This window comes from Okeania hirsuta (assembly GCF_003838195.1).
In the GTDB taxonomy this organism is placed as follows: domain Bacteria; phylum Cyanobacteriota; class Cyanobacteriia; order Cyanobacteriales; family Microcoleaceae; genus Okeania; species Okeania hirsuta.
In genome coordinates this window covers 1-4,218 of sequence record NZ_RCBY01000394.1, presented here as the reverse complement: position 1 = coordinate 4,218, position 4,218 = coordinate 1, and the positions used below count along the sequence as shown (strand labels likewise).

The 4,218-nt window shown below is 35.3% G+C and carries 6 protein-coding genes; all 6 read right to left on the bottom strand.

The features are described 5' to 3' along the window. Nucleotides 1-183: 183 nt before the first annotated feature. A complete protein-coding gene (locus D5R40_RS30775; protein WP_124146867.1) occupies nucleotides 184-1,398 on the bottom strand; it encodes a caspase family protein in 1,215 nt (404 codons plus the stop codon). A gap of 71 nt (nucleotides 1,399-1,469) precedes the next feature. Continuing rightward, nucleotides 1,470-1,856: a type II toxin-antitoxin system death-on-curing family toxin gene (locus D5R40_RS30770; RefSeq protein WP_124146868.1), complete on the bottom strand. Its 387-nt coding sequence runs from the start codon at nucleotides 1,854-1,856 to the stop codon at nucleotides 1,470-1,472. Next, nucleotides 1,856-2,095, bottom strand: a complete 240-nt coding sequence (locus tag D5R40_RS30765) for a hypothetical protein (protein ID WP_124146869.1) — start codon at nucleotides 2,093-2,095, stop codon at nucleotides 1,856-1,858. Before D5R40_RS30765 ends, D5R40_RS30770 begins: the two co-directional genes overlap by 1 nt. 46 nt (nucleotides 2,096-2,141) lie before the next feature. Next, a complete protein-coding gene (locus D5R40_RS36550) occupies nucleotides 2,142-2,324 on the bottom strand; it encodes a hypothetical protein (RefSeq protein WP_124146870.1) in 183 nt (60 codons plus the stop codon). Beyond that, nucleotides 2,317-3,261 carry a CHAT domain-containing protein gene (locus D5R40_RS40350; protein WP_240039138.1) on the bottom strand — a complete coding sequence of 315 codons (945 nt, stop codon included), beginning with the start codon at nucleotides 3,259-3,261 and terminating at the stop codon, nucleotides 2,317-2,319. Before D5R40_RS40350 ends, D5R40_RS36550 begins: the two co-directional genes overlap by 8 nt. 83 nt (nucleotides 3,262-3,344) lie before the next feature. Then, nucleotides 3,345-3,959, bottom strand: coding sequence for a tetratricopeptide repeat protein (locus tag D5R40_RS40345; RefSeq protein WP_240039139.1), 615 nt, complete (start codon nucleotides 3,957-3,959; stop codon nucleotides 3,345-3,347). Nucleotides 3,960-4,218: the final 259 nt, after the last annotated feature.

The window sequence follows — 4,218 nt, the reverse complement described above, 5'->3', positions numbered from 1 at the left end:
CCAAGTAATGCGTGAACACCCCCGTTGACGGTGGGGTATTAAACCCACAAAGAAAATGATAATTGATAATTTATGTGCGATAATTGATTTGATTTTTTATGATTGGAGATGTCTATTAGTGATCAAAAAAACTTTCTCTTTCTTCTTCTTTCTTGCCTCCTGACTCCTGAGGACTGACTCCTTTTAAATTTGTAATAGAGAACCAGGCTTAACAATACCTTTAACTGTTGCAGTTCCCAATAAACCATCACGAGATTCAAAAATTAATTTAGCAGCGGATTTTTCTTTTGAATTTACAACATTAAATACAGCACCTGTTGTTAATTCAGCAATTTTTTTTACATCTAATCCTCCTAACCAAATTTGAGATAGATCGCCCTTAATTTCTGTAACTACTGCATTAGCAACAGGACTGGAATTTTCAGTCAAATATATAACTTTACTATCTAATTTAGTACCTGTCTTAACTTCATAAAGTGAATTCTGTTTTAACCTATCTGGAATTTGTCGATTGACATAAGCGATCGCCTCTTTTGGTGTAGCTGTTTCTTGCCATAAATATTGTGTGAATAAATAACTAAAAATTCCAGCATGAAAATCAAGAATTTTCACATCTTTAGCATTTTGAAAAGGTTTAGCAGAAGCAAAAACTACTCCTTTTGCTACACAACTTTGATCACCTTTCACAAATTCATCTTCAGACATATCGAGCCGAGATAACCATTTTTCTTGATAAGCCTTTTCTTGGGATACAACTTCTATTTTTTCCCCTCCTGCACGAGAACGAACAGTAAAATCTCTAGTCGTCATTCCCGAAAAACAACTATCAAGAATTCCGGTAAAATTATCTGTCTTTAAAGCTGAAGTAAGTAGAAACAAAGTATGCCCCATAATATCATTAACAGTACCACCAACATTAGGATATCCTTGAGGCAGAGAACTATCTACTGGTACTAATGTACCACTTAAACCACTACCATCCATCAAAGAAGTTTTGACAATAGGATTAGGATCTTTGACGTGGGAACCATGGCCGGAATAATGAAAAACTGCTACATCTCCTGGTTTTGCTTGTTTAATTAGGTGTTCTTCAAATGCTTCTAAAATACCTTGGCGAGTTGCTTTTTCATCAGTAACAATATAGATATCTTTTGGATTAAAACCAAAGCGGTGAATTAATAGATGACGTTGCATTTCTGTATCATATACACAACCTCTTAAAGGGGCTTTTTTATATTTATTAATTCCTACTAATAAAGCAAGTTTGCGTGGGGTACTTTGAGCTAATACTTTGCCATAATTTTCGGCTTGGGATATAAATTTAAATTGACTTATACCAAGAGTGGCAAGTATTGAACTGGCAAATTGGAAAAAATGACGACGAGAGATGAGAGGCATTTTGAATTATTCCTTATTTCTCGGTTTTGCTAAAATTTTAAACTAATTTAAACTAAATATTATTTCAATGTTTAAATCTCTATAGAATTTGCTGCTAACCACTTCCCTAGAGATTCTTGATTTTCTTCTCCACTTGCTAGTTGTTCCATCATTTTTACAACTTCTGGTTCGGGAACTTCTAACAAATAATTATTTAGCCCTAAAAAAGTATACATAACCATAAAAGCTGTTCTTTTATTCCCATCAATAAATGGATGATTTTTCGCTAGACTATAACCATAAGCTGCTGCAAGTTCAAATAAGTTTGGTTGACCATAAGTAAACAAATGTCGAGGTCTAGCTAAACTAGCAGAAAGTAAATTTTCATCTCTAATTCCTGGACTTCCTCCATGTTGAATAATTTGGTCTGCATGAATAGCTTTAGCAATAATTTCATCTATCCAAATAGGTTCTTTCATTATGCTAATTCTCGTAACGCATTTTTATATTTTTCACTTCCTTTTTTATAAATAGCCATAGCTTTTTCAAAATTAGCTTTGTTAGTTTGATTAGCTTGTATTTCTTGAGTTTCAGAATCTTCTGGCATAAGAATAATAACTCGCACATTTGTAGGAGTATTTATTTCTAGAGGATGTTCTAAAATTAGATTGCCATTTTTATCAATTTTGCCGTTAATTTCTATTGCTTTCATTGACATTAGCTAAATTATTTAGTGATTATTATAAATATTCTAACATCAAAATTTAAAAGTAGGTTGGGTTAAGCGATCGCGCAACCCAACAGATACCTATTTTTGTTAGGTGTTGTTGTTTATTCAAGCAATTTTTTGGGTTTCCTCCGTCAACCCAACCTACATCTTTTAACTTCTGACTTCTGTACGTCGCCAATCCGACGGCTCCCCTATTAAACTTCTGACTTCTACTCATTCCACTCACCCTGCACAACAAATGCTGCCCAGTAATAGGGTGCTTTCCAATTATCTGAACTCAACATTTCTAATTGAGTTTCTCTCATTGACTCCACAGGATTTTTACCTGTTTCTAATATTTTCTGATAATAATTTTCCATTAATTCAGCAGTCGAATTATCTGCCACACTCCATAAACTTACTACTACTCGTTTAGCTCCCGCATACATAAATCCTCTGGTTAAACTGACTAATCCTTCCCCTCTTATTTCTTCCCCAACTCCCGTTTCACAAGCACTTAATACCACTAATTCCGCTGGCATTTCTAAATTAAATATATCGTTTAATTGTAAAAATCCTGGTTTTCCTTTGCCAGTTTTATCATACAAAGAAAGCACTAATCCTGATAATTCTGGTTGAGTTTCATTTAATAATCTGTGGGTAGCTAAATGTACTATTTGATATTGGGATAAGTTGGGATTTATTGCGCTTTCTCGATTGGCATCGAAGTCTAAAGATAGTTGTTCTAAATTATCAGGAACTAATGCTAATATTGCTTCTGCTTCTTGACGGGTTCCTTCTAAGCGAGAGAATGATAAACCGAGAAAATCTTCTAGAGAACGGGTTAATGCCATTGCGGTTAAATTATTAGTTTCGGTTTCTTTTTTTGTTTGAGAAGCTGTTTGAAACCGGGGGTCATTATCTGCAAATACTGGGTCAGCAAAAACGGCTACTTTTTTCGGTGCAGGGGTTCTGCCTTTGACTTGTTCTCTGAGAATATCAATGCTTGAAGCTGAAGGTAAGGTGACAATTTCATGGTTGACAATTAGGGGTTGATAGTTGGTTTGATTGAGATTTTGTGGCAGTGGTAAAGCTGCAAAAGGAATGGTCTGTAATATTCCATCTCCTACTATTAGTAGTCGTTTATTTTCTAATTTATTTGCTACAGGCGACAATAATATTTCACTTGATTTAGTTCCAGTTTCTGGTACTGGGGAAAGAGAGGTTATTTCTTCTCTAAATTGTTTAGCTAATTCTTCTATTTCCGTTCTTGGAGGTAATTCATAACTGCGCTATTGTAGACACCGCCAATATTATGGAGAGTGGCAGCTTCCCCTCCTTTATCCCCTACTTGCTCATATAGAGGTAAAGCTTGATTGTAGAAAGTGAGTGCTTTTTGTTTTTCTCCTAAGCTATTGTAGACACCGCCAATATTATGGAGAGTCGCAGCTTCCCCTCCTTTATCCCCTACTTGCTCATATAGAGGTAAAGCTTGATTGTAGAAAGTGAGTGCTTTTTGTTTTTCTCCTAAGCTATGATAGACAAAACCGATGCAAAGGAGTGTGCTTGCTTCTCTTTTCAGGTTGCCCGTTTTCCTAAATAGTAATAGTGCCTCTTCCCATTTAGCGATCGCTCCCCTCAAAGATTCTGCTGTACCTTGCTTAAATAGTTCATGTCCCTGCTTAAATAATTTTTCTGCCTCTGCATTGGGGTCTGTCTGAGCAATAACTTCTCCCCCATTGACAATATTGGGCAACATTAATACAGGCAAACTGACATTAAATAACATCAGACTATTCACACTGAGAATAGACAACCACCTCTTGGGAGAAACCATAGATTTAACCCTTGCCTCACAACTAGAAATTTTCAATACTATTATATTTCTAGTTTCAAGGAAGATATGCAATTTCAGTTATCAGTCATCAGTTATCAGTTATCAGCTCCCATAAATGTCCTACGAGAAACTGAGTTTGCGTAAACTCAATATTGAACTCTGGATTAAGTCGCTTATTTTATGGCACAATAGTGAAGGAACCAAATTGACGAAAATGGCGATCAAAACTAAATGCTTGAGTTATATCATGTCCGGTTAAACAGTGATAAATAAATAACTACGGAGTCCTCAGGAG

What these genes read in the sequence shown, in the direction of transcription:
- D5R40_RS30775 (WP_124146867.1), bottom strand. Translation starts at nt 1,398, where the DNA reads ATGCCTCTCATCTCTCGTCGTCATTTTTTCCAATTTGCCAGTTCAATA.
- D5R40_RS30770 (WP_124146868.1), bottom strand. Translation starts at nt 1,856, where the DNA reads ATGAAAGAACCTATTTGGATAGATGAAATTATTGCTAAAGCTATTCAT.
- D5R40_RS30765 (WP_124146869.1), bottom strand. Translation starts at nt 2,095, where the DNA reads ATGTCAATGAAAGCAATAGAAATTAACGGCAAAATTGATAAAAATGGC.
- D5R40_RS36550 (WP_124146870.1), bottom strand. Translation starts at nt 2,324, where the DNA reads ATGAGTAGAAGTCAGAAGTTTAATAGGGGAGCCGTCGGATTGGCGACG.